Source organism: Roseivirga sp. AWQ4_251, assembly GCF_056158225.1.
Genome location: NZ_JBSWSW010000002.1, coordinates 1,468,623 through 1,495,046 on the forward strand (window position 1 = coordinate 1,468,623; position 26,424 = coordinate 1,495,046).

Annotated in this window: 21 protein-coding genes; 9 read left to right on the forward strand and 12 right to left on the reverse strand. The window is 37.2% G+C overall.

All coding sequences use genetic code 11. The features are described 5' to 3' along the window. The first annotated feature begins 10 nt into the window (after positions 1 to 10). Both ACXACJ_RS20375 and ACXACJ_RS20380 read left to right on the forward strand, forming a co-directional pair. Positions 11 to 1,633: a carbamoyltransferase family protein gene (locus ACXACJ_RS20375; RefSeq protein ID WP_475136272.1), complete on the forward strand. Its 1,623-nt coding sequence runs from the start codon at positions 11 to 13 to the stop codon at positions 1,631 to 1,633. 7 nt (positions 1,634 to 1,640) lie between these two features. Continuing rightward, a complete protein-coding gene (locus ACXACJ_RS20380) occupies positions 1,641 to 2,753 on the forward strand; it encodes a hypothetical protein (protein WP_475136273.1) in 1,113 nt (370 codons plus the stop codon). 24 nt (positions 2,754 to 2,777) lie between these two features. Here the strand turns inward: ACXACJ_RS20380 and ACXACJ_RS20385 are convergent, their stop codons facing one another. From ACXACJ_RS20385 to ACXACJ_RS20410, 6 genes are all read right to left on the reverse strand, one after another. Then, the gene (locus ACXACJ_RS20385; RefSeq protein WP_475136274.1) at positions 2,778 to 3,608 is read right to left on the reverse strand and encodes a sulfotransferase domain-containing protein; all 831 of its coding nucleotides are present in this window, start codon (positions 3,606 to 3,608) and stop codon (positions 2,778 to 2,780) included. After that, positions 3,605 to 4,498, reverse strand: a complete 894-nt coding sequence (locus ACXACJ_RS20390) for a hypothetical protein (RefSeq protein WP_475136275.1) — start codon at positions 4,496 to 4,498, stop codon at positions 3,605 to 3,607. The genes ACXACJ_RS20385 and ACXACJ_RS20390 overlap by 4 nt, the downstream gene beginning before the upstream one ends. A 71-nt stretch (positions 4,499 to 4,569) precedes the next feature. Next, positions 4,570 to 6,387 carry a DUF6798 domain-containing protein gene (locus ACXACJ_RS20395; RefSeq protein ID WP_475136276.1) on the reverse strand — a complete coding sequence of 606 codons (1,818 nt, stop codon included), beginning with the start codon at positions 6,385 to 6,387 and terminating at the stop codon, positions 4,570 to 4,572. Beyond that, positions 6,371 to 7,423 carry a hypothetical protein gene (locus ACXACJ_RS20400; RefSeq protein WP_475136277.1) on the reverse strand — a complete coding sequence of 351 codons (1,053 nt, stop codon included), beginning with the start codon at positions 7,421 to 7,423 and terminating at the stop codon, positions 6,371 to 6,373. The genes ACXACJ_RS20395 and ACXACJ_RS20400 overlap by 17 nt, the downstream gene beginning before the upstream one ends. An 11-nt stretch (positions 7,424 to 7,434) precedes the next feature. Continuing rightward, entirely contained in the window at positions 7,435 to 8,865 is a 1,431-nt protein-coding gene (locus ACXACJ_RS20405) for an MBOAT family O-acyltransferase (RefSeq protein ID WP_475136278.1), read from the reverse strand. A gap of 34 nt (positions 8,866 to 8,899) precedes the next feature. After that, on the reverse strand, positions 8,900 to 9,709 hold the full coding sequence (locus ACXACJ_RS20410; protein ID WP_475136279.1) for a sulfotransferase domain-containing protein: 810 nt from the start codon (positions 9,707 to 9,709) through the stop codon (positions 8,900 to 8,902). 75 nt (positions 9,710 to 9,784) lie between these two features. On the opposite strand from ACXACJ_RS20410, the gene ACXACJ_RS20415 reads away from it, so the two are divergent. From ACXACJ_RS20415 to ACXACJ_RS20430, 4 genes are all read left to right on the forward strand, one after another. Next, the gene (locus ACXACJ_RS20415) at positions 9,785 to 10,783 is read left to right on the forward strand and encodes a Gfo/Idh/MocA family protein (protein WP_475136280.1); all 999 of its coding nucleotides are present in this window, start codon (positions 9,785 to 9,787) and stop codon (positions 10,781 to 10,783) included. Between the two features lie 42 nt (positions 10,784 to 10,825). Continuing rightward, the gene (locus tag ACXACJ_RS20420) at positions 10,826 to 12,016 is read left to right on the forward strand and encodes an N-acetyl sugar amidotransferase (RefSeq protein ID WP_475136281.1); all 1,191 of its coding nucleotides are present in this window, start codon (positions 10,826 to 10,828) and stop codon (positions 12,014 to 12,016) included. A gap of 93 nt (positions 12,017 to 12,109) precedes the next feature. Further along, the gene (locus ACXACJ_RS20425; protein ID WP_475136282.1) at positions 12,110 to 12,805 is read left to right on the forward strand and encodes a glycosyltransferase family 2 protein; all 696 of its coding nucleotides are present in this window, start codon (positions 12,110 to 12,112) and stop codon (positions 12,803 to 12,805) included. A gap of 93 nt (positions 12,806 to 12,898) precedes the next feature. Then, entirely contained in the window at positions 12,899 to 13,741 is an 843-nt protein-coding gene (locus ACXACJ_RS20430) for a carbon-nitrogen hydrolase family protein (RefSeq protein ID WP_475136283.1), read from the forward strand. A 5-nt stretch (positions 13,742 to 13,746) separates the two neighbouring features. Here the strand turns inward: ACXACJ_RS20430 and ACXACJ_RS20435 are convergent, their stop codons facing one another. Next, positions 13,747 to 14,898 (reverse strand): SGNH/GDSL hydrolase family protein, encoded by a 1,152-nt coding sequence (locus ACXACJ_RS20435; protein WP_475136284.1) that lies wholly within the window; start codon positions 14,896 to 14,898, stop codon positions 13,747 to 13,749. Between the two features lie 125 nt (positions 14,899 to 15,023). Between ACXACJ_RS20435 and ACXACJ_RS20440 the strand changes: the two genes are divergently transcribed. Both ACXACJ_RS20440 and ACXACJ_RS20445 read left to right on the forward strand, forming a co-directional pair. After that, positions 15,024 to 16,562, forward strand: a complete 1,539-nt coding sequence (locus ACXACJ_RS20440) for a tryptophan 7-halogenase (RefSeq protein WP_475136285.1) — start codon at positions 15,024 to 15,026, stop codon at positions 16,560 to 16,562. Next, positions 16,546 to 18,132: a tryptophan 7-halogenase gene (locus ACXACJ_RS20445; RefSeq protein ID WP_475136286.1), complete on the forward strand. Its 1,587-nt coding sequence runs from the start codon at positions 16,546 to 16,548 to the stop codon at positions 18,130 to 18,132. The genes ACXACJ_RS20440 and ACXACJ_RS20445 overlap by 17 nt, the downstream gene beginning before the upstream one ends. Positions 18,133 to 18,206: 74 nt before the next feature. Here ACXACJ_RS20445 and ACXACJ_RS20450 read toward each other — a convergent pair whose 3' ends face one another. The 3 genes from ACXACJ_RS20450 to ACXACJ_RS20460 all read right to left on the reverse strand — a co-directional run bounded on the left by ACXACJ_RS20450 (position 18,207) and on the right by ACXACJ_RS20460 (position 22,945). Next, positions 18,207 to 18,368, reverse strand: coding sequence for a hypothetical protein (locus ACXACJ_RS20450; protein WP_475136287.1), 162 nt, complete (start codon positions 18,366 to 18,368; stop codon positions 18,207 to 18,209). A 127-nt stretch (positions 18,369 to 18,495) separates the two neighbouring features. Further along, positions 18,496 to 19,740, reverse strand: coding sequence for a hypothetical protein (locus tag ACXACJ_RS20455; protein WP_475136288.1), 1,245 nt, complete (start codon positions 19,738 to 19,740; stop codon positions 18,496 to 18,498). 88 nt (positions 19,741 to 19,828) lie between these two features. Then, the gene (locus ACXACJ_RS20460) at positions 19,829 to 22,945 is read right to left on the reverse strand and encodes an FG-GAP-like repeat-containing protein (protein WP_475136289.1); all 3,117 of its coding nucleotides are present in this window, start codon (positions 22,943 to 22,945) and stop codon (positions 19,829 to 19,831) included. A 432-nt stretch (positions 22,946 to 23,377) separates the two neighbouring features. On the opposite strand from ACXACJ_RS20460, the gene ACXACJ_RS20465 reads away from it, so the two are divergent. After that, on the forward strand, positions 23,378 to 24,553 hold the full coding sequence (locus ACXACJ_RS20465; RefSeq protein WP_475136290.1) for a cupin domain-containing protein: 1,176 nt from the start codon (positions 23,378 to 23,380) through the stop codon (positions 24,551 to 24,553). 9 nt (positions 24,554 to 24,562) lie between these two features. Here the strand turns inward: ACXACJ_RS20465 and ACXACJ_RS20470 are convergent, their stop codons facing one another. Together ACXACJ_RS20470 and ACXACJ_RS20475 are read right to left on the reverse strand one after the other, a co-directional pair. After that, positions 24,563 to 25,714 (reverse strand): SGNH/GDSL hydrolase family protein, encoded by a 1,152-nt coding sequence (locus tag ACXACJ_RS20470; RefSeq protein ID WP_475136291.1) that lies wholly within the window; start codon positions 25,712 to 25,714, stop codon positions 24,563 to 24,565. Positions 25,715 to 25,735: 21 nt separating this feature from the next. Next, a complete protein-coding gene (locus ACXACJ_RS20475; RefSeq protein WP_475136292.1) occupies positions 25,736 to 26,356 on the reverse strand; it encodes an aspartyl/asparaginyl beta-hydroxylase domain-containing protein in 621 nt (206 codons plus the stop codon). Positions 26,357 to 26,424 lie beyond the last annotated feature (68 nt).

The following is a 26,424-nucleotide window of genomic DNA, read 5'->3' on the forward strand; positions in this document are numbered from 1 at the left end:
AAGAGTGTATATGGTCATATTAGGAATAAATGGAGGTGTAAGGCTTGGTTATCAGGATGTTTCAGCAACGCTGATTGTTGATGGACAGATTGTGGCCGCTGTTGAAGAAGAAAGGATTAACAGAATAAAGTTTAGCCCAGGTCAATTGCCCTATTTTTCTATCAAAGCAGTTTTAAAAAAGGCCAATCTTAGAATTGAAGATGTAGACTATGTTGCTACCCACGGTAGTACTTGGGGAGAAGAATATATAGAAGTTCTCAAGGGTTATTTCAGTTATACTTTTGGTTTTTGCCCCAAAATTGAAGCTGTACACCATCATAATGCCCATGCTGCCAGTGCCTATTTCCCATCAGGATTCGATAAGGCTATGGTAGTCACTATCGATAATTCTGGCGATGGTGTTTCAACCCAATTGGCCGTTGGCGATGAAAAGGGATTAACCGTTCACAATCGCTTTTCCAGGCCCAATAGTTTAGGCATCTTTTATTCCTTGATTACACAGTATTGTGGCTTTGTTCGAGATAGTGATGAGTATAAACTTATGGGCCTAGCCGCTTATGGAGAACCTGATATTGATTTGGACTGGCTTTTAAATTGGGATGGGGCATCTTATGTTCTAAATGATGAATATTTAACAAAAGTGGCTCCTACGGCTCCACAGCCCACAAGACAGCAAACCATTTTTACTAATGAACTGAGTAGCAAAATTGGAAGACCTCCATTACGGCCTGGACAAAAACCTGACTTTTTTTATCAAAACTTGGCTGCTTCGGCTCAAAAAAAGTTTGAGGAAATATTAATCAAACAGGTTGAAGCATTTCATAAAAAAACAGGATTAAGGAAGCTATGTTTGGCTGGAGGTGCAGCACTAAATTGTGTTGCCAATCAGAAATTGATGAATCTTCACTTTATTGATGAAATTTACATTCAACCAGCGGCCGGAGATTCAGGGATTTCGCTCGGAGCTGCATGTTTTCTTTCCAATGAATTGGGTTATAGACCAAAACCGACTTTCCATACTTATTTGGGAGATTCTTTCAGTAATGATGAGATTAAAGAGGTTTTGAAACTGACAGGCAATGCTTTTAAAGCCATTGAAAACCCTGCTGAATTGGCCGCTTCTCTAGTAGCTGATAATAAAACCGTAGGTTGGTTTCAAGGAGCAGCCGAGTTTGGCCCAAGGGCTTTGGGTAATCGAAGTATTCTAGCCAATCCTACAAACCCGGTAATGACGGAACACGTCAATCGAATCATTAAATACAGAGAATCTTTTAGGCCTTTTTGCCCATCTGTTTTAAAAGAAGATGCCGCATTGTTCTTTGAAGGAAAACAGAGCGCCTCTCCCTATATGACCATCACTTATGATGTGAATGAACATGGAGCTTCATCGCTTCCTTCAGTAACCCATGTGAATAAAACGGCTCGCATTCAGACTGTAAGTGAAGAAAATAATAGCCTGTTCTATCAATATCTTTCAGCACTAAAAAAGCTTACGGGTTTTGGAGTGAGTATGAATACCAGTTTCAATGTAAAGGGCGAGCCTATGGTGAATTCTCCTATCGATGCCATTCGTACTTTTTATGGTAGTGGTCTGGATTTTTTGGTAATGGGCGATTTCTTGATTAAAAAATAAATTTGAAATGAAAGTCTCAAAGCTCTTTAAGCTGTTAAAACTGATTGCCATAAATGGAGTCATTTTTCTATGTCTTTTGACTTTGGCTGACTTATTCTTGATTCAATATTATAATGGTAAACCTCAATCTTCCAAAGCGCAATTAAACCCAAGATCGCGCCTAGAGGCCTACAAAAACTATGATTGGACTAATGTTTATTGGCAGGAACATGCTCAATTCCGAAATACATACAAGTCTTATATCGGTTGGATAGGAAGTGAGTTTAATGGAGAAAGTATCCAAGTCAGTGAGCAAGGTTTAAGAAAAACCGCCTTTAATGAAAGGAACGCAAAACGGAGTGTTGCTTTTTTGGGAGGGTCAACCATGTGGGGTTATGGCGTAAATAACGAAAATACAATTCCTTCCTATTTTTCTAAGCAAACAGATTCTTTGCAAGTAATCAACATGGGGCAATTGGCATTTTGTGCCTTTCAGAGCTACCTATTGCTCAAAACTGAAATCGAAAAAGGTAATATTCCGTCCATTGTGATTACCTACGATGGCGCGAATGATTCCCCCTCTGAAAGAAAACCATATGCTCATTTATGGGAGGAAAGAATGAAAGAGAGATTAAAGGGAATGGACTTTGGACAAGAGGATGAGTTGTTAACTTGGCTTTCGGGAGTTAAGAAACTTTCACAAAATTTAAAATCAAAATGGAGTAGCCCCTCCCAAGTAACTCGTATAGAATCGAAAAAAAGTTTTACTCCTGAAGAGAATGAACAGGCGGCTAGAGAGCTGTTAATGGCTTGGAGAGATATGAAGTTACTTTGCGATAAAAATGGAATCGAGTTTTACTGTGTACTTCAGCCTCAAATGCATACTGGTAGTCCAGATTTGACCTATCTGGAGAATACCATATTTAAGGGTTTTTTGGAAATGGGTGATAATTATATCAAGTATTACAGCAACGTAATTCAGTTGATTGAAACACCGGAGTTTGCTGACTTAAAACCACACTTTTCGGACTTCAGAGGTGTTTTGGATGGGCAATCCAGCATGTATATTGATCAATGCCATGTTATGCCAAGGGGTAATGAAATCATAGCCAGCGCCTTGACAAAGCTAATTGGCAAATAAGTTTGAAGCTTAAGAAAATTCCATTTATAGATACCCAAACCTTTTCATGATATCCTGAGTAGTAGAAATAACTTTTCTTACCTGCCTTGGATTCAATTCTTCTTCCCAACTACCTACCTTCCCTTTTCTGAAGAAGTATTCTTTTACTTTCGGTTTTTCTTTATATCCTTTTTCTTGCTCTTGTTTTCTAAGTGCTTGAAAGCTGTTGTTCTCAATGGCTTTTTTCAAAATTTCATCTTCAAAAGAAATATTCAATTCTAAAATTACCTTCTTGAGGATATCAAAAGTGTTTTCTACCAAGTCTTCATAACGAATGGTTAAAACAGGAAAGTCCGCATTAACCCAACTCATAATGTTGGTTTTCCAGCTGCTAATCAATTGCTCCACATTCGTGGTTATTGCATTATCTCTAAAAAGCATGTATTCTTCATTGAGCATTACCTCAATGGCTTCGTCCAAACTGATGTGGAGATGATTGGCAAGCGAGCCAACAATATCCAACGGATTCCTTACGATGCAAATGGCTAATTTTGTTCTTTCCTTTGGAATTAGGCTGACATTTTGGTTGATGATTACATTGGCATCGTGCGTTTTAATAAAAAAGTCTTTTTGCTGAATGTGTAGTTCTTGATAGAAACGATTTTTGTACAAAAGCATTTCTGAAGTAGTAAGGTGTGCCGAGTTGAACTCTAGAAAATCGTCAAATACTTTTCTCGAAAGAAGGCCTAGATTTGCTGTTTTGATAGCATTTAAATCGGTAATCTCCCCCTCTTTGTTAAGAACACTGTCTAACAAGATTCTTAACCAGGTATTTCCCGATTTAGGGTAAGAAGCAATCCAGACTAGGTTTTTCATGATTTTAGGCTTTCGTCTAAGGTTCTAGCTACGGAGTTGATGTCCATTTTAGAATAAGGCCGAACAAAATGGCAAACAGGTGTATTTTGGGCCAATAGACTAATGGAGTTAAATGAGCTTTGCTGTATTCCGAAACCTTTGAAGCGGGTCTTGCCAATAGAATTGTTATTCAATAATTTAATCTGAGAAAGAAGATCAAGAGGTAAGATTTCCGCATTTTGATTGCTTGTTCCTTTAATTTGAAGGATAAATATGTTCGAAATAGGCAATGCAGAATTGTTCATTTTAAAATGTATTTTATAACACGAAAGGGCTTTTCTAATCTTGCTCTTTTCTTTTAAATCGAAGTATTCTGTTGCGTCTTCCCAGAGCTTAATGGTTTGGTCTCCAGATAGAATTTTGGCTGTTCCTTCAGAAGAAATCTTAATTGCACAGAGCTCGTCTGAAATTAGATCATAACCGATTTTATTCAAGGCCATTGCAATGGAAGATTTGCCTACTCCTGTTGGACCAATGAGCAAGCTCGCTTTTCCTTCTTTAGCAACCGCACTCCCTTGAAAAACAATTAATCCCCTCTGCATCAATAAAATGGACATTGCTGTGTTCAACAGGTGAATTTGCCACAGCTCATTTTCTAGGGTTTTAGGCGTTACAATTATTTTTCTTCCTTTACTTATGAAAAAGTTTGCCACACCTTCAATACCGAATAGAATGCCGTCTGGTAGAACTTCTTTAAACAGAAAACCCTTTTTCAAAGAAAAGCCATCCGTACTTACTTCTCCTAAAGTAAGGTCTACATCAATGGAGTTTGAAGCTTCTGTTTGAATTAAACCGTTCAATTCAAATTCTGATTTGAAGTTTAAATCATACGCTTTGTAGAAATAGCTCATATTTGACAAATATAGAAGCCTGATTTACTCGCGTCTAGGTTTTTTATCTGTAGAGCCAAAAACGAACTACCCTATTCTTTAATTTGTACGAGCTGATATTTTTTATCCTGATATACTACCGGAAACCTAGTGATTGTATTTATATCCAAAATGGCAAAATCGGCATGGTACTTTGTTTTGGTGTCCAGGATTTCTTCATCCGATAAGGCTAGCTTAGACATATCATAATCTCGAATTAACCAAGGGTTTTTAGTGTTGGCTTTGTGAATGGCTCTAATTCTATCGTACCATTCTTTCATTCCAACATCTTCCATAGGAATTGCGGCAAAATCAACAACCAGTGCTCTTTCGGCTGTAAGTCTTAATTCACTCATTATGGCAGGGCTGAGTATCACTGCATCTTTTGGAGTAAATTCTTTTAAAGCAACGGCCAATCTAGGATAGGCTACGGTACTGTTTTCAGTGTATATATGAGGCCTTAAAACATTAGATACTTGTAAGTAACGGGTTATTTTATGATTTGTATTTACATGGAATAAATTCAGGCCCAGAAATACCAGAACAAAAGCGACCCAACCGGCAAAGTATAAATAGGTTCTTTGGCTAAAAAGTAAAAATGATAACAGAATGAAGAACGCCATAAGTACAAACTCGGACCTTAGGCCATTAAGAAGAAGGTAAAAACCAAATAGCGTTAAAGCCGACTGAATCCATGGGTTTAATTTTTGCCCAATGATTTTGATGGCGAGCAAGTTGGCCACAAGCGTGAAGGGGTGAATACAGCTTACCCACGAAATAAAACCCTGCGATTTGTTCTGTTCTATAATATGCCAGATATATCCTGATATGAGTAAGATTCCAATCCACTTTAAAAAGATTAGAAATCGCCAAGTTTGGGCAATGAGCCAAATACGCGATGCCCATACTTCCACAAAAAGATAACCTCCAATACAAATAATCACTAAGCAAGCCAGAAAAAAGAGGAAGAATTGAGCTTCTCTCTTTCTGTTTACCAGTTTTTTCCAGTAAAGGAAGCTGAAACTTACTGAAGCTAGAAATGCACCCCCAATAAGCAGTTCCTTTTTAGAAAGGAAAAAGCTAGGTAAGTAATGATGGGGAAACCTAAAAATGCTGATTTCAATAAACAGCTCGTCAGAAATTGAGCCATTAGATTGATTAAAATAGGGGATCACATAAAGCAGAAGAGCTGCAAAAATCATTATTGCAGCGAGTCCAATGTGTGTGTAGTTTGATAGTTTTTTGTTTTTATCAAATATCAATACCAATGCCATTGAACTTAAAACCATTAAGCCTGTTCCAGCCCCTTCTAATGGATGAATGAGTGTTGAAATTGCCGCCAACAAACCAACCCATAATGCCTTATTTCTAATGCCGAAATAAATACTTGCTAAAATTAGCGGCCTTGAAAGTTGGCTTGGAACCAAATCGGGTCTCACGATCATTCCGCCATAACCTAACTTCATGGTATCCATACAATAGACTAAAACTACTGCTATAATGCCGACCCATTTATTTTCTTGGAAAAGGTATTTGGCACTTCTGAAGGTTATGAGGCCTATAAAAATGTTTGTTAAAATGGTCAAGCCAAAGAAAAGAATAGGAATGGGTATCAGGGTTGAAATACTAGCGAGGATTTTCGCGAAGTAATAGTCTTCATTAAAATTGGCCGAAGAGTTTGTAAACAGATCATTAATCAAGTAATCAGGATCCATCATTCTGTAAATGATGGGAAGCATATCGTATTGAACAATTCCGGAAACGAAGTTGTATCGAAAAATAGAGAAGCAAACTCCCATAAAAAGGATAAACCAAACTGCTTGCTGGTCAATGGGTTCTACTAATTTGATTGCGTTAATTTTCCGAAACATATTCTTTTAGCTGTGACTCGAAACTAATGGATTGAAAATACTTCTCTATGGTTTTTATATGCCAATGGATTTGATCCATAAAATCTTCTTCAGAAAGATTTAATCTACTTGGATCGAATGAACCAATTATCTGAACTGACTCTTCTTTCGCCATTTCTCGTAGCTCTTTTTCAAGCAAAATAATATGTTCATTCTTAATGGCATCATGGTAAAAACTAGGAGCGTAGGGGGATAAAAGTACCCAAACTTGCTCGTGTCGCAATTTGGCATGTGCAATCATCTTTCCGAACTGCTCCAATTTGGCCCAGTTTACTTGGCCAGAAGGATCGTAATTTGGGTCAAAAGAGTTTGGGTGGGCTTTTCTTTTGTTAAGAGAATCCGCCACTGTCATTCGGTTCCAAGAGCCATCAGGCCGAAAATAAATGGGGAGTTCTCTTTCTCCGTGCTCACTAGTATTGTTCCACATTCCTTCCATTGATTTTCTAAAGGAAGGGATGGAAAGTAATGCTCGAAGTTCAATGGCTCTTGCATTTAAATCTTGCCAAATTGAATAGTCATGAATCATATTCAAGCCTTTTCTATATTCCTTTCTTAAACTGATCCAACGCGGTACACTATTCATGTCTTCTAAAAAAGAATATGCGCTGATATCAAAAAGCAGGTGTTTGCTCTTTTCGGACTTTTCGGAATACGTATAATAAAGTCCAAGATAATCACGCATGTCGGCATCTATTATAGAGAAGTTGACAATGGAAAGTGAATCGAAGAGAGAACTGTTGACATCAAGAGAAGTGCTTCCCCCAATTATGGCTAAACCCGTTTGGGTTTTATGGTTCTCCATTTGGATTTTCCTCAAAATTCTAAGATTGGGAGGGTTGGAGATTTGAAATGTCTTGCCCGATTTTAAACTCGCTAAAATGGCATGTTCATCTCCAGAACCAAAATAAGTATAGTTAGGGTCTTGATAGCGATTTACTAAAGCAATCCCCACCAACAACAAAATCCCAGCTAAAATCTTTAAAGAGAATTTGAACATCTTTTTCTCATTTAAAATTGAAAGTAGATAAAGGATCTTTCATCAAACTGACCAAAGAAAAGAATGAGGACGATAGAGATGCCATAAGAGACAACTCTCCAGGCGGTATGCCATTCTTTCATTTCAAAAGGGTGTTCTGACTTACGCTGGAACCATTCAAAACTTAAAAGCGAAAAAGCCCAAAGCAAAGGTATTTTAAGTTGTGACAAGCCATCCGATTTGAGATTGTTAAAATCGAAAAGGTGCCCAAAATATTGCCAAGCATCTTGAATGGAGTTGGATCGAAAAATAATTGATGCAAGTACAAACAGTATGAAAGTAATGGACATTTGACCAAATTCCTTCAATGAAGGGAAAAGTGAATGTTGAGCTACTATATGGGTTTCTTTTGATGGATTTACTAGCATATAGACTCCAAAGTAAAGTCCATGTACAATGCCAAATGCTAAAAAAGTCCAGTTGGAGCCATGCCACATGCCAATTATAGAGTAGGTAACAAAAGTGTTTATGAACTGACGGCTTCTCGTGCCTCTATTTCCCCCCAATGGCTTATAAATATAGTCTCTACACCAAGCGGATAAACTAATGTGCCATCTTCTCCATAACTCTGAAATATTGCGTGAAAAGAAAGGGTACCGAAAATTCGTTGAGAGTTTGATACCAAACAGTTTAGCAGTTCCAATGGCAATATTGGAATAGGCAGAGAAGTCGGCATAAATTTGAATTGAAAAGAACGCTCCTCCTAGGGCAAGCACTAATGATGACTTATGTTCGTAATTCTCAAAAATACCATCCACAAAAGGGGCTAGGTTGTCGGCAATTACCAATTTTGTTAAAAAACCCCAGAGTATTTGTCTTAGGCCTGCGTTAGCTTCGGTAGAATTGAAGAAGCGAGGTTTTGTAAACTGAGGCATCAGGCCTGCCCCTCTTTCGATAGGGCCAGCTACCAATTGCGGAAAAAATGATACGAAGGTGAGGTATTGAATAAGATTTTTTTGAGCCTTTAAAGTACCTCTATAAATATCGATGGAATATGCCATAGTTTGAAAGGTGTAAAAACTTATACCTACAGGCACAATGATATTTAAAGCTGAAAAATTAGGGTTGAGGGTTGTAATGTGAAGAGCAGCAACAAGTTCTTGAACGAAAAAATCATAGTATTTAAAGAAGCCGAGCATTCCCAAATTCACAATCAGGCTTACTGCTAAAAGGCGTTTTTTATTTGCTTGGTTATCTGAAGCATCTATCGCCAAACCCACCAAATAATCAGTTACTGAGCTTGCTAGAATCAGGAATAAAAATCGCCAATCCCACCAACCATAAAAGACATAACTAGCCAAAAGCAACCATGCATTTTGAGTATTCTTTTTTTTGGGTAAAGCCCAATAAATAGTGAAAACGAGAGGGAGAAAGACTAAAAATTCGAATGAGTTAAAAAGCATAAAAACCTAATCGGAGCAAATAAAATGATTTTATTCACCAATCAAATTTCTTTCCGATCAATCTGTAAAAAGCTTCATTAGAATCAATGAATTTCTTTCGCAGTTCCGATTTAAATTCTTCGCTAACATTCTTGTTCATACCTCTATTGTGGACTTCAAAATTTTTCAGGACACATTCTTTAAGATTTAAAAATCTGGCAACCTCATTAAATGCCTCTTGAGGTTTTTCCGACATGAGTTTGTTATCTACGATCAGAATTTGATCTTTTGGAAAAAGCTCGTACCATTTTTTTAAATGCATAGCATAGAAACCTCTGTGAATGTAGGCGTGTTTGTGATATGCTCTACTATGATAGCAGTCTCTAATTTTCATCTCATGATGCTCCTTCTCGAAAGTTTCTATCGGTCGTGCAAAAGCTTCTTCAATGGGCAGGTTTTCTGCTCCAAACTTTAAGGAGTGATAATAATTTGAGATGGCCCTTTCCACTGGATCCCGAGCAATAAAAATCAACTTCACATTTGGTAAAAGGTTGAAGATTTTTTCTGGCGCTTGAGGGTGATTATAATATGATGTGCTGGCTTCTCCCGTGATAAAACCCTTTTTTGGATAAGGAAATAGAGATTTGTACCAATCTTCACCCTTTGTTGAACAAAGGCCTGAAAAATAATGGGGCTCCTTATTGAAAGGAGGATTTATTTGTGGATGTGAACAGAGATATCTGTATAAAGAAGTGGTTCCCGCTTTTTGAGCGCCAATGATGATAAAGTCTGGAAGAGAGCGGAATCTCCAAGTGGCTAATCTGTAGGCCTTTCTGACATTTCTTATTAAGCTAGGTTGGGTCATCAAAGATTTGATAAAAAATCAAGCTTGATTTAGTAACAGTAAGATATATCTTTATTCTCTTTAAAGGAATTCAATTTGATTAAAACTGCTATTGTTGGTTGTGGTTATTGGGGAACAAATTTAGCGAGAAATTTTGCTGAAGCAGACCAATACGAACTGAGCTATTTGTTTGATGTTAATCAAGAAGTGGCACTTTCTTTTTCAAAGGCTTATCCAAAAGCGCAGGTAATCTCATCAATGGATGATCTGTTGGGTTTAAAAGATTTGGATGCAGTTGCTTTGACCACTCCAGCTTCAACCCATTATTCCTTAGCCAAAAGAATTATGCTTGCTGGAAAAAGCGTTTTGGTGGAAAAACCAGCCAGCATGAGTGCTGAGCAAATGAACGAACTCCATACTATAGCCAAACAGCAACAAGTAGCTTTAATGGTAGACCATACTTTTTTATATGGCGGACCTATTCAAGCCATTAAGCAATTGTTGGAAAGTAATGCGCTAGGAGATATTCTTTACCTCGATTCTGTACGGATCAACTTAGGGAAAATTCAGCGAGATATTAACGTGATTTGGGATTTGGCTCCCCACGATTTTTCCATTCTGAATTATTTACTCGGATCAGAACCTACTTCTATTCAAGTAAATGCCTCTGAAAAACTACCGAATGGAATGGAGAGTGTCGCTTTTGTAACACTTCAGTATCCTAAAAATATTCTAGCTCATATAAATGTTTCTTGGTCTTCTCCTGTAAAGAGAAGGGAGTTGATTATCAGTGGCTCTAAGAAAATGATTGTCTATGACGATTTGAACCAACAATCTAAAGTTACTTTATACAATTGTGGTCATGACTTGATGAATAGTGAAGATGGCTTGCAAGTAAATTACAGAGCTTCAGAACCTGAGTTTTTATCGTTCGACAATACTGAGCCATTGCGAAATGTCGTCCATCATTTTTCAGAATTGATTAAAAACCCTTCAATGGTAAGCGCAAAGGCTAATTTTGATGTAGGTATCCTTAGGCTTTTAGAAACGGCTCAAGAATCGATAGATACAAAAGGTGCTGTAGTATTTCTTTAAACTGGAATATTTTTAATTTTTGGAATCACTTATTTCATTTCAATGACGGTAATCGTAAATGGTATTGAAAAAGCCATTAAGGCTCAAACTTGTACTCGGTGCGTTCAAGATAGTTCCGTTCCGGGAATAGCTTTTGACGAAAAAGGAGTTTGCAATTTTTGCCATTTACATGATAAAATGGAAATGGAATATCCTGATGGAGAGAAAGGTAAAATTGCTTTAGCAAGAATATTTGATAAAGTTAAACGTAAAGGCCAAGGTAAAAAATACGATTGCGTTGTAGGCATAAGCGGAGGAAGAGACAGCACCTATTTATTGTATTCCGTGGTTAAGCTTTGGGGGTTAAGACCTTTAGCCGTCCATTTTAATGATGGTTTTGATAATCCGGTTGCAGGAGAAAATATGATTAAGGCAACCAAGGCCTTAGGAGTTGAGCTTAGGACGATAACCTCTGACTGGAGAGAAGCAAAAGATTTGAAAATAGATTTTTTGAAAGCTTCTACCCCTGATTTGAACTTAGGAACTGACATTGGCATTGCCACAAGTTTATATGGAGTAGCGGCCAAAGAAAATGTGAAATACATTATTATTGGGCAATCCTTCAGAACAGAAGGGGTTAAGCCATTATCGTGGTCGTTTTTTGATGGCCGATATTTAGAGAAGGTTCATCATGAATTTGGGAGCGTTCCGCTTAGAAAATGGACACCTAACGATCCAGGATTTCACCTTACTCCTAAACATCTGTTCTATTATACTGCTGTTAGGGGGATCAAAACCATAACTCCTATGTATTACCATGATTACATAAGGAAAGATGCTGAAGCGATTATCAAATCAGAATTAGGCTGGGTGTATCCTGGTGCACATTATTTTGATGATCTCTATCACAGTTTAATAAAGTATGTGCATCGTGTAAAGTTCAACATTGACTTAAACATGAATAGCGATTCTGCCTTGGTGCGCTCAGGGCAAATGGATAGAGATTTGGCTTTAGAGCGTGCCCATAGTATCTATTCCATCGAAGATCCAAAGGTGATAGATCTTTGTATAAAGCGATTGGGGTTAACCAAAGAAAAGTTTGAAGAGTTTATGGCACTACCTCCCAAAACCTTTAGAAACTACCCAAACAGTCATGGGCTTATGCGTGCTTTTCGAGTCCCTATTTGGGTTATGTCTCGTCTTAATTTGCTTCCTAAAGTCGCCTACGACAAATATTTTAAATTTGGTAAATAGCTTTTATTTAAAAAGGCAGAATCATTGCCTAGTGGAATAATTTAAAGTTATTGCAACCTAAATATGAACCCTATTTTTTTAAGCTTTTGAGCTATGGAAATCAGTAAGCAGACTTGGTCTGTCATTATTTTTTGCTTCAATGAGGTGGGTACAGTTTATCATGTTGTTCAGCAAGCTGTGGAAGTTCTTGAGCAAATTAGCCAGGACTACGAAGTTATTGTAGTTGATGATGGAAGTACGGATGGCTCTTCTGAAGAAATTATAAGGGCTGCTACCCTCCCTAAAGTCTTTGCTATACATCATCACAAAAATCTAGGCATAGGCCATGCGTTAAGGTCGGGTTATGCTAAGGCCCAAATGGAAAATGTAGTAGCAATAGCGGCAGATGGTGAGTTTAAAATGGACGAGTTAATTCCACATGCTATTGTAGAAGACCATACTTTTATTTCCTTCTATAGAGAAGTTAACACTACATACAGTTCCTATCGAGATGCGCTTTCAATGATAAATAGAAAGCTGAATCGATTTTTTCTGAACATGGATTTACGCGATGTAAACTGGAGCAATATCTATAAAAATTCAGATGTAAAATCGTTGAATTTGGTGCTTACAAGTTCGTTAGTTGAAAGCGAAATATGCGCAAAATTGATCAAGAAAGGAGTTCGACCTATTGAGTCTCCTTCGGTTTATTTAAAAAGAGTAAGTGGAAAAAGTAAGGGAGGATCTCCCAAAATCGTAATACAAGCACTTAAGGACATTTATAAACTCATTTGGGCAGTAAATCGATAATCCTTCAAATTTCTGTTCTTCTATTAAAAGTCTCCCTCTAAATTTATATTTACTTTTTTAGTAGTCTACAGGTACAGATATTCAATAATTTTCATGAGCAAAAAATTGAAGATAGGCATGGCTCAGCTTTTGGTAGAAGGAGGCGAGCCAGAGCGAAATTTTGAAAGAGCAATTCAAAAGATAAGAGAAGCTGTTGAAGTGGGTTGTAACTTGGTTCTTTTTCCTGAAACAATAGATTTTGCTTGGACACACCCAAGTGCTCTTGTAGAATCACACCCCATTCCTGGGCCTTTCAGCAATCTTTTTTGTGAAGAAGCTAAAAAACATGGCATTTTCATATGTGTTGGCCTTACTGAAAAAGTTGATGAGGATACCTTTTACAATGCGGCAATTCTCATCAATCCCAAAGGTGAAATTGTGATAAAGCATAGGAAAATCAATTTGCTAGAAGTAGAATTTCCCTTTTACCAAGTAGGTCAAACGTTGAATGTAGTCGATACTGAATGGGGTAAAATAGGAATAAATATATGTGCTGATAACTATAATGACTCTGTGACTATTGGCCATACACTGGCTAGAATGGGTGCTCAGTTAGTTTTAGCGCCTTCATCATGGACGGTTGATTATTCCATTACTGAGCAGGACGATCCTTATCATGACAAATGGATAAAACCCCTGTCTTCATTGGCGAAAATGTACAATATGGTGGTAGTTAGTACCACAAGTGTAGGCTATATAGTGGGAGGCCCATATGAAGGCAAAAAGAAGGTGGGCTGCTCTTTAGCGGTAGATAAAAATGGAATTATTGCTCAAGGACAATTCAATGAGTTTGCTGGAGAGCTAATTGTCACTGAATTTGAAGTGCCCCAGAGAACGGAAAGGGGTACTCAAATTGGAAAGATGTTGAAAGAAAAAGGCTATTCTCTTAGCATTTGAAGCCTTTATGGCTTTATAATTTGGTTGCTTGAGATATAGTCGGCTAATATTTGAGCAAATTCAAGACACCCTTTTTCGTTTTTGTGAATTCCATCAGTAAAAAGTTGTTGATCTGAAGGAAACAAAGAGTCCATATCTACGAAATGGACAGCGGTTTCATTGGCAACTCTTTTAATCATTGGGTTTTCGTCTTTTAAGCCTTCTTGATAAGGTGCGTTCATATTCTGTCCATTTTTTATAAAGGGAATAACCTTAAAACTGCAAAGAATGACGTCTGTCCCGTCTGCTTTTGTCAAGGCTATCATTCTTCTTAGGTTGTTTTCAAAATAAATTGGTGGATTATGCTTCAAAACTTTCTCCACACTCAATGTATCAAATACTCCAGAAGGGTAGTTTCCGTGGTTCATCTGCTGGGCCATTTCTATGGCCAGTGAATTAGGAGAAATGCCGTTTAGGCTGGTTTCTAAATTATTGATTTTAAAATCGGAGAAACTTGCCAGAACAATCCGACCCAAACTGAAATAGCTTATTAGATCATACGTGCTGTTTTCGGGGAATTTTCGAATTCTATATCCAGAATTGTCTGCTTTATAAGCTTCGGGAGGCCAAACCATTCGAGCTTTTACATCATTTACGCCATGGTAAACGATGATTAAATCAGGTTGCAATTCTTGAATTCGTAATTCATAATTGATTAGAGATTCCCAAGAAGTATAGCCAGGCAAGCCTGCATTGATTACCGTTATTTGCTGGTTATGCTTCGTTTTTAAAATTTCTTGAAGCTGGTGTGGATAGGATTGTTTATAATCTGCCACAGAGATGTTGTAGGTGGTTGAGCCTCCAATACAAACGATTCTAAACTCGTTTTCACTTTTTTCTTTCTTAAACTCATCACCCTTAAAGCCAAGGCTATTATGATTAATACGTCCCTTATGGTAGTTAGGCGTAGCTACATAACCAATATAGTTATGAGCCATAGCACTGGCTACATAGCCTTTTGACCTCAATTGTGTTGCAGATCCAAATTTGAGAAGCCTGCCTTCATCGGCAAAATGTTCTATATATAGCTTAGCCGTAAGCTCTCCAATGAGTAGAGCAATGGCAACACCCCAAAAAATGCGATTTATTTTAGAAAGCAGTGTGGAGGATGATTTCATTTATAAAAAGTGTATGGCAAAATAGAATATTCTTTACGCTAAATAATGAAGAGATAGTGAAGAATGAACCAAATTTTTAACTTCAATTTTTGAAAGGACTTCCATAGATATTGCTTCAAACCTAAATGAAAAACACAAGTAGTTCACTTTATCAGAATATAGGGATTATTGGAGGGGGGACTGCGGGCTATTTTACTGCCTTAGCCATAAAAAATAAGTACCCCGATACTGAAGTTACGTTAATTGAATCGGACAAGATTCCTGTTATTGGAGTTGGAGAATCGACTACAAGGGTGATCATCAATTTTTTGCATAAGGATCTTGGCTTTTCTTTTAAAGAGTTTTTTGACAGTGTTCAACCTACATGGAAACTAGGGATAAGGTTTGAGTGGGGAGGAACAGACAGTGATTACTTTAATTATCCATTTGAAAAGCATGATTCCTACGGAGCGGTATGCCTTGAAAAGGATATAAATCTTGGCTCTTTAGGGTCTATTTTAATGAATCAGAGAAAATCCTTCTTGTATGAAAAGGATGGCAACCTTCATTCGTTGGGAGAAATTGGCCCTAAAACCAACTATGCATATCACCTTGATAATGTTAAGCTCATTAATTTTTTAAAAGAAAAGGCGAAGGAGCGTTCCGTCAAACTGATCAATTCAACAATCCAACATTGTGAGTTAGAAGCAGAAAATGGAGGCATCAACTACCTAATTGATGAACAAGGATATACTCATAAATTTGATATTTACTTTGATTGCACAGGCTTCAGGTCCTCTTTATTAGGAACTGCCATGAAGTCTCCTCATATCAGTTTTGCTAATAGCTTGTTTACCGATATGGCATTGACTGGTCATTTGCCCCATTATGGCAACATTAAGCCTTATACAACAGCAAAAGCCATGGATGCAGGATGGATGTGGAATATTCCTTTGCAACATGAAGACCATCTAGGATATGTGTTTAGTTCACGTTTTTACACTGAGGAACAGGCACAAAAGGAACTCGAATCTAAATTTCCGGGGGTTCAAAACACTAAAATCATAAAGTTTACATCGGGTAGAAGAGCGGATTGTTGGAGAAAAAATGTGATCGGTGTAGGAAATTCATATGCCTTTATTGAGCCTTTAGAGAGCACCGGAATCCAAATGATTATTTCTACAATCCGTGCCTTTATAAACGAAATGGAGAATGATGATATAAATCAATCAAGAGCGTTTGTAAACAAAAAACAAGGCGAACATTGGGATCATTTAAAGTGGTTTTTGACTTGGCACTTTAAGTTTAACAAGAAAATAAATACACCTTTTTGGGAAGCAAAGAGAAATGAAGCAGATGCTTCTGGGTACAATGATATTTTTGAATTCTACAAAAAGAATGGCCCATTCAGAAAACCGGCTCATTTTCATGACCAACACATTTTAGGGTTAATGAAAGGAAGCTTATTTAGATTTAATGGGTTTGACAACATTCTGATGGGCCAAGAGGAAATGCCAGAAAGTGTAGACAAACAATTTCTTTTCAATAACTCAAGGTTTTTGACCAGCAAGGTTAAACTCTGGAGTCAAATGTCGGCTTTGGCCCTAACTCAAAAAGAAGCATTTGAGAGACTGAATAATTTAGATGATCTAGAACATTTGTTTTATAATGAAAGCATTGACTAACATCGGCATAGTCGGAGGGGGAACTTCAGGATATTTGACCGCTCTTTGTATAAACAAATTGTTACCAGAAGTGGAGGTAACTGTAATAGAGTCTCCTTCTATTCCCATTATTGGGGTTGGCGAGTTTACCACTCCCAAGTTGCTTAGAATGTTACATGATGTTCTAGAATTTGACTTGTCTGAATTTTACAAAGAAGTAAAGCCTACATGGAAACAAGGAGTTAGGTACTTATGGGGCGATCCAAAATACGATTTTACTAATAATGCGCTTGGGTTCATTAGTCCATTTCTAAGTATTGAGGTAAACGAGGATATTAATTATAACTCGCTCAATTCCGTCTTAATGAATGCGGATAAGTCCTTCATGGTAAAAACGGGTAACCCTGAAAGTCCATATAAATCTTACGCATTACCTCATTCTTATGCGTATCATTTAGACAATGAGAGACTTTCAGCTTTTTTAAAAAGAAAGGCAAAAGAAAGGGGAGTTTCTGTTCTAGAAAGAACAATTGTTGAAGTGCAACTAGGTGATGATACTGTAAAGTCATTAAAATTTAAAGAAGAAGATAAGTCTCTAAGTTTTGACTTTTATGTGGACTGTTCTGGGTTCAGATCCCTTCTTTTGGGCAATGCACTCCGTGTGCCTTATCAATCATACCAAAAAAGTCTTTTTACTGATTCGGCTGTTGTAGGAAATGCCAAGCATAATGGAATCATTAAGCCTTATACAGAAGCTAGAACCATGAAAAATGGTTGGCAATGGAATATTCCTATGCATACTGAAGATCATATGGGATATATATATTCCTCTTCATTTTGTTCGGCAGAAGAAGCTGAAAGGGAATTTCGAGAGCTTAATCCCTTAATAGATGAGGTTCGTACTCTCAAATTTAAATCAGGAAGGCACAAGGATTTTGTTGTAGGCAATGTTGCGGCCGTAGGCAATTCCTATGGTTTTATAGAGGCTTTGCAGTCGACAGCTTTACATATGGTTATCACTAATATTTATGCCTTGATTTTATATTTAAAACGAATGGAGAAAGGTGTAGATGACCGCAAGGAAGTAAATAAAAACCTTGGTGAGATATGGGATAAGCTCAAATGGTTTATTGCTATGCAGTTTAAATTGAATAAGCGATATCAAACTGAGTTTTGGAAAGCTTGTAATCAAGATGTGGACATAAGCGGTATTGAAGGGCTAATTGAACTTTATCAAAAAAAGGGGCCTTTGCATGAAGTCAAACAAGATTATAGCTTAACTAAAGAATCGGAAATGCATCAAATATATGGCTTGTTTTCTCATGATTTTATGCTCTTAGTTTTAGGGGTCAACCCTAAGGAATTATCATTTGGGGTTGACGAAAGAGATAAAATGATCTGGAGAAACAAATATGCGATCTGGGATCAATTAGCTGAAAGGGCTGTTTATCAACACGAAATATTGGCCAAAGTGGAATCAGAGCCCGAGATTCTAGATTTTAAATCTTTTTTCAGTTCCCCGTTTATTTTAAAAAATGAATTTGATGCTATAAACACGATTGATATCGCAGAATTTATTATCAAAAGTTGAGATAAAGAGAATATCTAGGCATAAAAAAAAGCGACTTAGTCGCTTCATAATTTTGTTACTTAGAGTGCTCCATCTTAGCTAGCATACCAAGAATCATCCCCAGGGTTGTTAGTTGTGAAGTTTCCTCCTTGAGTATTGTCTACGTTTTCTGTGATCAAAACCGGAGTTTCCCAAACGAGTTTCTCAGAATGAGCTTCACTCGAACCCATTAAATTGTCCTTATCCATATTGTTCATAACATCAGTAGTTAAAGCCTTTTCAAATATAATGAAATCCTACATATTTAAACGAAATTAAATTTGTTTTTATTTTGGATTGTATATTAAAATAAGGGTGAAAAGTAAAAAAGGCCTAGTTAAATCGTTAATTCCCTTTATTTATAATCTTAATTAAAAAGTCTGAATACAAGTCTGAACCAAGTTGATTCCAGTGTCCATCATTCGCTAGCCAGTACTTCTTAATTTGATCTTCGCTAGCAAAGACTTCATTCCCGTTTAAAAATTCTAAATTCCAATGATTGGCAATAATTTGAACTTCTTCACTCGCTTGTTGATCCAGATTTCTTGGAGGAATGCTAGTAAGAATAATGTCTTTTTTATGTTGCTTGCACCAAGAGATCATGCTTTCTAACATCTGATACTTTCTTTCTCCAAGACTTTCTCGTAGTTCATTTAGGTTTTTGCTTATTTTTTTGTCACGCCTTATTTTTTTAGGTGAATTTAATTTTCGGGTTAGAAGAGTTTTTAAAGGCCAATCAAATTCCTTTTTAGGTGGAGAAGCTTTGAGGTCATCGATTTCTGAGTCAGAATACTGCAACCTCATTTGCTGGATGTTATACTGATTTAATCGGGAGGTATCTATGGGCCAATCTTCAATTCTTATTCTGCCTAAAAAACCATTTTTTTGAAGGCCTTCCTGAATGAAAAAATCACGGTAGAGGTCGTCTCCAAATATGGCCAAGATTACTCCATCAAACTCATAGTTTGGAACCACTTCATTAAAAAAGGTTTGGTGCCAATTGGCAAGACCACCCCCATCAATGGCAAATGAATAAATCTCTGCATTCCATGTTGAATCTTGATCCATAGCCTCTTGCATTCTATTTGGCAGGTTTTTTTTCAACATAATGCCTGCGCTAAAAGAATCTCCAAAAAGCAGCCATCTTTTTTTAGTTGGATTTGACTTTTTGAAGTGATAGTCTTGATCCATAACCCAGCCTTGCTTGTTGGTTGTAAATTGGTTGTCGAAAACGGTTTTGCTTTCAGCGATCTTAAAATACCTGACATTACGAGCCGTATAACGAAAACCGCGAATTGAATCTAGCTCAGCAAAGGGCTTGTTATAGCCCGTTATCGTTGTTGCAGGTGATTGAAAGTAAAGGGTAAGCTCTCCTAAAGGGTAAGTCCACAGAAGAATAGAGAGTGAAAAAATGATGTTAGTATATTTTTTCCCGATTTGCCAAATCAAAAGAAGGCCCAGGCCTACAAATAAAAAACCTAATTTAAAAAATAGGCTGTGCTGTGGATGGGTTAAAATCCAAGCAAAACCCACTCCAATGGTTGGAAAAACAATCGCTAATCGGAGTATGAATTTTAGTGGTGAAGACATGTGAAGCTAATTAAGGCAATATCATTTATATGATATTACTATTTATATGTTCATTTTGGCTTGACCCTTTAGTTTTGAGGTCTTTAGCTTAGTTACTTTTTTCAACCCAATATTTGTAGCCAGCCCTTAAAGGATGGTTAATAATGGTACTGTCTCCATTGTTCCAAATCACTAGAGCCTTGTTGATTGTTTCGGTGTTCTTCAGCCCGAAATGAGCAAAGGTTGGATTATAAGATTGATATCCTCCGCTTTGTCTGATTTCGCGCATCTGGTGTTGGGTGTTATTTTCTCCATAGTAGATTAACACTTTCGCCCCCAGAACATCAGTCAAGTGTTTTGCAGAAAGCTCAAATTGTATTGAATTTCCTTTGTTTAAATTGTTTTCAAAGATCAACACTGGACCTTCCTCCGCCAGCACGGCAATGTCCATGTCGCCATCGTTATCATAATCTAAATAGGTATAGCTTTGAGAAGAAAGATAGTTTCTGAGGCCTACCTGCTCTCCTTGCTCCTGAAAATTTTGTCCCTCTTGATTAAGATAAAAGAAACTAGATTGATTGGCAGCCATACTCCCGCTTCCATTCACCATGAATAAATCTACATATTCATCGTTGTTTAAATCCTCAAATTGAGCATTCCAAGTCCAACCTCCTTTGTCCATTCCGTAAGTCTTGGTTTTATCAACCATTTGACCTGCTTCATTTACAAAAAGTAAGTTTAAGTTCATTTTTTGCTTTAGGTATTCAGGTGAGGTTTGCATGAGCTCGCGGTTGTAATCTGTGTATACATTAGTAGAATCATGCATATAGTTCCAAAAGGGAAATTCGCTTTTATATTGATTCAATTCAGCTGAAACAGCTTTGCCCTGACTTAATCTGCGGTTCATCTCAAATAGTAAGTACAGTTTATATGCGGTTGCTCTTTGGTCATCTGGTAAAAAGCTGAAATTCAGTGTCATAGTAGCTAGGCGTGTGTTCTGTCGGCCTGTTACTATTTTTTCGCACTCATCTAGGTAGGGTGTTCCGATGAAACAACTGCAGATTTTATCAACGTTTTTGATCATTTCATGCTCGTTCAGGGTCTTTTCTGCAATCTGTGCCAAATACAAGTCTTGTTTTAAATCGTTGTTAATATCTGCGGCCGAAACGGACATGGTATTTGAAGTGGTGTAGGGTAAATTACTATTGGCCCTTATACCACTTTTTAAGTCAAAATCGGAAATGCTCCAGTCAGGCTGTGTGAAATCGATACCTATAAACAGTTCCTTTTTTGAGTTTCCATCTTGATCCCAAAACAGGCTAGTTAGTGTGGCTCCTTGAGGGTAGTTAGCTTTGACGAGTTCAAGGGAATCAATGTGGTTTACTAAAAAGAAATCTGTTGACGACCGAAGGCTCACTTCGCCCTCCCCTTTGCCTTGAGACCAATTTCCGCAAAAAAGGTCTAGGTCTCCATCTGCGTCAATGTCGTGAAAGGCTATTGTTCTAGTCGCTATATAACGGTCAGGGAATTCAACTTTCAGGTAGTTGTCTTTTTCAAAGCCTTCTGCTCCGCCATAGAAAATATAGAGACCTTTCATTAGGGCTGAAACGATGACATCCTTGAATCCATCACCATTTATATCTATTATATGACCCAAAATGATGTGTGAATTATCTAGAAGATCTATTCCAAACCGATCTTTTATAAAGCCTTTGCCCCCTTGATTCTTGAATCTTTGAAGGCCAGATGGGGAGCCAAATAACAAGTCTGTCCACCCATCGTCATCATAATCAACCCCCGAGGTAGAAAAGCCATGAAGGACGTTAAATCCACCTAATATTTCATTGTACCCTTCAAATTTATAGCTTCTATTGATTCCCACTTCTGGCCCTGGGTGCAGTGTAAAATTGAAGTTTCCTTTGCCTTTACTGTTGAATACGCTTTGGTTTATAATTGCTCCATCTACTTCAATCGGGCTGCTTTCCTTATTTACAGGTGAAAACTCAAATTTCTTTTCGGGCATAGTTATTCCCTCTACCTCGAAATAGCCGCCCTTATATTGCTTTAACCAAGCGATCATTTCACTGTCGTTGGGAGCTAAATATTTATCAAAATAAAGACCTGCTAAACCATTCATTACACCTACAATAGACACGAAGGAAAACAGCACCAAGGCGGTCTTTAGATTGATGGCTTTTCTTACAATTAGAAAAGAGTAAATACTGAAAATACCTAAGGTAAATAGCAAGGTGCTGGCTATAGAATAGGAAATACCCAAATTTAGCAGAATGGATACAATGATGATATCAAAAGCCATCGGGACGGGTAAAAAGGTTCCTGCCATGGCAAAGAATACCAACAAGAGAATAGTGAAAACCATTTGATTTTCATTCACTAAGGATGACAAGGCAATCATACCATCCCAATCAATAAGATTGATAAAAACACTACCTAAGAGGCCCGCCAATATCATTAAAGGCAATGTTTTTTTCAGAATAAAAAATAAGGATTTGGCAAACTGGATTATGAACCATTGGAAAGTTTTGAGGAGGCTTTCACTCTGATATATCCGTTCATCTTCGGCTAAAAAAGAAAGTGAAGGACTGTTAAGATTGTCTTCCACAATTGCATTTTTGCCTCCTAGTTTAGCTATAATAGGAACACCGAATAGAATGAGAATGGCTGCTGATATAATCTTTAAAAGTGCTAAGTAGGGATGAAACATTGTGAAAAGCATGGTGAGCACCACAAAGTTGAAAGTCGGTGAGCTCATCATCATACTTAAAGAGGAGATAACGTTTAAATTGGCTTTTCTGGCCCCAAATGCTATAGGTGCGGCACAGTTTACGCAAACGCCAAGTGGCGCTCCAATAAACAAACCAAAGAAAGATTGAGCATACTTATTTTTAAACTGGAGTTTATTAAGCCAAGAGAAGAGCATTAGAAAAAGGCTGGCAAATAGAATCCCGAAGGTCATCCCTTTCTTGTTGGTTTTCATCCAGTTTAAGGAGGTTTTTCCTATTTTTAATAAAAGCCCATCATTGGGTTGAACTTCAAACGCGATATTAAATCCAATGCCGGAAACAGGCATTTCGCCTCCCATAAGGGCTTTTTCATTTAATGCTGGATACCTAGAGCCTGTCCAGAAAAAATAAGCTAGTATGGAAATAAAAAAAAGTATCAGAAATAGTTTCTTCTTGCTGAGCCTTGAGGAAATGCTACCCATTCTATTGTTACATAAAAAAAATGAACCACTTATTATATTAGACATTAACCATTATACCTCTTGAATAATAGTATTCCATATAAGTTCTTGAATGCTGATACAAGCGAATTTGTAGATACCGAGATGTTTTAATGAAGGGGCAATGATGGTCTATATTGCTGGAAATATACGAAAGTTCTTTCCTTGTTTTTGACTGAGAAACTTTTTTGTAGTTAAGGCTTGGTGCAAGTCATTAATTGAAGGTCTATTGAATCGTATAAAATATTGAAAGATAATATATCTACTTCTTTTACCCTTTGATTGACCGAGATCTCTGATTTGGAGATAGGAAGTACCCTTATTAGACAGTACCTTGTCATACTTTCGATAAATGAAATATATTTAGAGAAACAGATTGTAATATCATTCTTAGCGCCTGGGAAAATGTCTCAAATGGAAAAACATCAAAACACTTTGCTTTCTCCTTATTCTGATAGAGACTTTTTTAACAACTACTTTGAAAAAGCACATTTACATATTTCAAGAAATGTTCCTGGCTATTTCAACTCATGGTTGACCTTAGAAGATATTGATGAATACTTGGCATATCAAGAACTGAGTTTTCCATCCGTCAATCTGGTGAAAAACAGCAATTCTTCCCCAATTCCAGAATGGATGATTCGGCCAGAGCTAAGAGAGGGGATTAAGCTTAACAGAGAGCAGGTTTTAAGGCATTTCTCTAACGGTTATACGCTGATTTTGAATTATTTGGAAAGGTATGTTCCAAAATTAAGCAAGAATTTAAATGACCAGAGTGATTTGTGGGGAGTGGAGCTCTCTTCGAATATTTATATCACTCCTCCACAAGCCCAAGGTTTTGATTGGCATTATGATGACCATGATGTGTTGGTGCTACAAGTGTCGGGCTCAAAAAGCTGGTTTATTATCCCCGAGGAGCCTTTTTTGCCGGATAGCAACTATAAGTCTGCGTTTCCTCCCACAAAGAATTCTGAAAATTCTATTGAAATTTTACTTCAGCCAGGAGATACTTTGTATGTGCCGAGGGGAATTTATCATAAAGCAATTTCTACGGAAGAGACTAGTGTTCATATAACCCTGGGCATTCAGACTTTTAAGGTATATGAAATGCTAAAAACACTAGTAAACTCAGCTATTCAGCAAAGAGAATTCAGGGCCAGTGTTTTGCCAAAGGTTAAGGATAGTGACAGTTTGAATTCAATTATTGAGTCACTTGAACAGCATTTTAAGAAACAATTTGATACAATAAAGCATACACCTTCAAAGCTGGTTAGAAATAGGAGTCAATCATCCGATCAGTCTTTTTCTGGCCGATTTATCAATGCGATAAAACTTTCAGCCTTATCACCTTCCTCTGTGCTTATTTCGAGACACAAGGAAGTGAAGTGGTCTGAAGATGGCCTTTTCATTTACCTTAAATTTGGACAAAAACACCTAAAGTTTCCGATTGTTTTGAAGCGTACTTTAGAGATATTGTTGAGCGGAAAAAAGGTAAATTATTCAGAACTCGATTCCAACATCGAATCTGCGCATATCCATCAGCTCGTGAAAAAATTGGTCACTGAGGGTTGGCTTGATATTGTGGCTTAAACAGGTTTTCTATTTAATCAAATGGTTGTTAATGATGTAGTCAGCCATCATTTGGGCAAAAAGCTCGCACCCTTCTTCCGTTCTATGAACACCGTCTTTGAATAGGTATTCATCCGATGGAAACTCATTGGCTATGTCAATCATATGTACTCCTTCCTTTTGAGCTATATTTCTGATCGCCTCATTTTCGTCATTAATGCCTTTTTGATATGGAGCGGTATGGTTCATTCCATTAATATAAATGGGTATGATTTTAAATGTAGAAAGCAAAACCTCTGTGCTATCAGCATGAGCCAAGTTGATTATTCTTTTGAGGTTATTTTCGAAATATACTGGAGAGTTTAATTTGAAAAGGCTATCAAGACCAACTTCTTTGAATATACCTGTAGGGTAAGTTCCGTTTCTCAATTGAGTTCTCATTTCAGGCAGCAATGAAGTTTTTGCATAGCCATTATATTTGAGCTCTGTATTGTTTACTTGATAATTCGTAAAGCGAGCTAAAATCATTCGGCCTAGATTGAAGTGACTTAAGAAGCTTCCTAAATCCTTTTCTGGAAACTCTCTTACCCTATACCCCGAATTATCAGCTTTATAGGCCTCAGGGGGCCAAACCAAGCGTGAGTTAACATCGTTTATGGCGTGGTAGATAATAATCAAATCTGGTTTCAGTTCTTGTATTCTCAGCTGGTAGTTGATCAGTGATTCCCATGTGGTGTATCCCGCAGTGCCAGCGTTTACAACCGTTATTTTCTTTTCGGATTGGTTTTGAAGTATTTCTTGTAAGCGATATGGATAAGTTTTTTTATCATTTCTCACACCTGTGTTGTATGTAGTAGAGCCTCCAATACATACAATTCGAAATTCATTAGAAGCCTTCTCGATTTCTATTTCATCGCCTCTAAAACCAAGGCTATTGTGCTTAGCCTGTCCTTTTTCAAAGTCTGGATTGCCGACATATCCAATGTAATTGTGCCCAAGCGAGCTTGGAACCAATTTCTTTTTGTTTAATTGTGAAGAAGATGCCATTCTAAAAAAGTCATCGGAATTGGCGAAATTCTCAATATAGACTTTTGCTCCAAGTTCGGCCAGTAAAAGTGCAATCACTGCACCCCAAAAAATGATGTTTAATTTTGATATAAACCCGGGTCTTTTTGAACTCATTTTAAAAAATCAATAATGCTATCAAATATACTCAGGGTTTCGCATTCGTTCTTGCAGAAGTCGGTCCTGAACTTCAATATTTAAATATTCAAAAATCAAGTGAATACGATCTGTAGTTCCGCCATTCACTACAGAGTGCATTCCTCCATTATTTACCTCATATGCTTTTCCAACCTCTAAATGATACCTTTCATTCTCCTCAAAAAAGTAACACCTATGGTTTGTAGTTAATGGAATATGAATTTTGTGAGGTGGATGCCCCTTAGCGTCACCATCAATATGTGGGGCAATAAATGTATTAGCTGGCATTTTGGCGAACATTACCTTTGGATAATAACCCTCTTTGTATCCATAAGAAGAAGTCACTTGATCCATTATAGGCAACAGAAGGTGTTTCCAGTCCTCCCATCTAGAACCTATATAGTATGTAAATGGCTCCTTTTGTTTATTGGCGAATTTTAAGATGATATGTTGAGTGGTTCTTAAAGCTCCTTTTTCATGTTTGTTGTAATTGATTTGAAAATCCTCTTCGGTATCCCAATCCGTTTCGCTTAAACTGGCAACTTTAGACAACAGCTCTGTAATATCAACAGAACCGAGGTCTTTCATTTTGGAGGTCTTGTTCGGGTTAATTTCAATCATAAAAAAGGCTTTCTGGCTACCAGTAATATAATGTAAAGGAAAGACTAAAAGCAGGCGAATATAAAAGT

What these genes read in the sequence shown, in the direction of transcription:
- ACXACJ_RS20375 (WP_475136272.1), top strand. Translation starts at nt 11, where the DNA reads ATGGTCATATTAGGAATAAATGGAGGTGTAAGGCTTGGTTATCAGGAT.
- ACXACJ_RS20380 (WP_475136273.1), top strand. Translation starts at nt 1,641, where the DNA reads ATGAAAGTCTCAAAGCTCTTTAAGCTGTTAAAACTGATTGCCATAAAT.
- ACXACJ_RS20385 (WP_475136274.1), bottom strand. Translation starts at nt 3,608, where the DNA reads ATGAAAAACCTAGTCTGGATTGCTTCTTACCCTAAATCGGGAAATACC.
- ACXACJ_RS20390 (WP_475136275.1), bottom strand. Translation starts at nt 4,498, where the DNA reads ATGAGCTATTTCTACAAAGCGTATGATTTAAACTTCAAATCAGAATTT.
- ACXACJ_RS20395 (WP_475136276.1), bottom strand. Translation starts at nt 6,387, where the DNA reads ATGTTTCGGAAAATTAACGCAATCAAATTAGTAGAACCCATTGACCAG.
- ACXACJ_RS20400 (WP_475136277.1), bottom strand. Translation starts at nt 7,423, where the DNA reads ATGTTCAAATTCTCTTTAAAGATTTTAGCTGGGATTTTGTTGTTGGTG.
- ACXACJ_RS20405 (WP_475136278.1), bottom strand. Translation starts at nt 8,865, where the DNA reads ATGCTTTTTAACTCATTCGAATTTTTAGTCTTTCTCCCTCTCGTTTTC.
- ACXACJ_RS20410 (WP_475136279.1), bottom strand. Translation starts at nt 9,709, where the DNA reads ATGACCCAACCTAGCTTAATAAGAAATGTCAGAAAGGCCTACAGATTA.
- ACXACJ_RS20420 (WP_475136281.1), top strand. Translation starts at nt 10,826, where the DNA reads ATGACGGTAATCGTAAATGGTATTGAAAAAGCCATTAAGGCTCAAACT.
- ACXACJ_RS20425 (WP_475136282.1), top strand. Translation starts at nt 12,110, where the DNA reads ATGGAAATCAGTAAGCAGACTTGGTCTGTCATTATTTTTTGCTTCAAT.
- ACXACJ_RS20430 (WP_475136283.1), top strand. Translation starts at nt 12,899, where the DNA reads ATGAGCAAAAAATTGAAGATAGGCATGGCTCAGCTTTTGGTAGAAGGA.
- ACXACJ_RS20435 (WP_475136284.1), bottom strand. Translation starts at nt 14,898, where the DNA reads ATGAAATCATCCTCCACACTGCTTTCTAAAATAAATCGCATTTTTTGG.
- ACXACJ_RS20440 (WP_475136285.1), top strand. Translation starts at nt 15,024, where the DNA reads ATGAAAAACACAAGTAGTTCACTTTATCAGAATATAGGGATTATTGGA.
- ACXACJ_RS20445 (WP_475136286.1), top strand. Translation starts at nt 16,546, where the DNA reads ATGAAAGCATTGACTAACATCGGCATAGTCGGAGGGGGAACTTCAGGA.
- ACXACJ_RS20450 (WP_475136287.1), bottom strand. Translation starts at nt 18,368, where the DNA reads ATGAACAATATGGATAAGGACAATTTAATGGGTTCGAGTGAAGCTCAT.
- ACXACJ_RS20455 (WP_475136288.1), bottom strand. Translation starts at nt 19,740, where the DNA reads ATGTCTTCACCACTAAAATTCATACTCCGATTAGCGATTGTTTTTCCA.
- ACXACJ_RS20460 (WP_475136289.1), bottom strand. Translation starts at nt 22,945, where the DNA reads ATGGGTAGCATTTCCTCAAGGCTCAGCAAGAAGAAACTATTTCTGATA.
- ACXACJ_RS20465 (WP_475136290.1), top strand. Translation starts at nt 23,378, where the DNA reads ATGGAAAAACATCAAAACACTTTGCTTTCTCCTTATTCTGATAGAGAC.
- ACXACJ_RS20470 (WP_475136291.1), bottom strand. Translation starts at nt 25,714, where the DNA reads ATGAGTTCAAAAAGACCCGGGTTTATATCAAAATTAAACATCATTTTT.
- ACXACJ_RS20475 (WP_475136292.1), bottom strand. Translation starts at nt 26,356, where the DNA reads ATGATTGAAATTAACCCGAACAAGACCTCCAAAATGAAAGACCTCGGT.